General features: G+C 29.5%; 1 protein-coding gene. It reads left to right on the forward strand.

What is annotated here, in order from left to right:
• On the forward strand, positions 1–494 hold a 494-nt coding region (locus HGPG_RS01955), incomplete at its 5' end, for an AAA family ATPase (protein ID WP_019124372.1).
• Between the last annotated feature and the right edge of the window lie 452 nt (positions 495–946).

The raw sequence follows: 946 nt of genomic DNA on the forward strand, positions 1-946 counted from the left end.
ATATTTTAGAAATAGGAAGAGGACCAGGCAAGGAGAGGGATGGATTTTTCCTAAGAGCAGAATCTTTTTACAATCTTGCATCAGAAGTTGATAACTTAGCAGAAGGTGGAGCCTCGGATTATTATGATTTTTATGATTCTTATGGCGGCAAGTCTCTTCATTTTCAATCCCATGGAGAAAGTTTTAGGTCCTTAATCTTAAATAGATTTAGGGGCAAGGGTATTTATCTACTAGACGAACCAGAAGCAGCCCTTTCGCCAACATCAATAATGTCTATTTTGTGCATAATCCATGAACTTGAAAAAGACGATTCACAATTTTTTATAGCAACACATTCGCCAATTCTCTTGGCGTATCCTAATGCGAAAATTTTTGAATTTTCCGAAAGTGGTATAGAGGAGAAGACCTATAAAGAGACAGAATCCTATAGCATTACAAAAACTTTTTTAGATGACCCAGAAAAGATGATAGACTTATTATTTAACGAAGAATAAAATTAATATTTTTGAATTAGAGAAGGCTTAGGCTTTCTCTTTTTTTATTGAGGAATATAGAAATTTTTTTACAAAGTCAAAGAAATGTTTATTTTTTGTTTATGAAAAATATTTTTTATTTACCCTAAAGTAAGCTTGTGGTAATATTTTTGTGGTATCTTTACACATAGTTAAATATTTTTAAATATTATTTGTTTTAGTAACTTGAGATAAAGTAGTAGGCAATTTATTTTAATTTTTTATTTCATTTAATATTTCTTATGAGATTTTCTCATTAAAAATTTTTGTAAGATACTAACTTAAAATATGGAGGAAAATATGAAAAAAGTTGTAGCGACTACTATGGCGACTTTATTATTTGGGCTTTCATTTCCGGTTAAGACCTTTGCTTTACCAAATAATACAGAAGAATTAGAGTCCAAGATTGTTGAAGATTTTAATGTAAAAAAACC

Source organism: Peptoniphilus grossensis ph5, assembly GCF_000311825.1.
Lineage (GTDB): Bacteria > Bacillota > Clostridia > Tissierellales > Peptoniphilaceae > Peptoniphilus_A > Peptoniphilus_A hominis.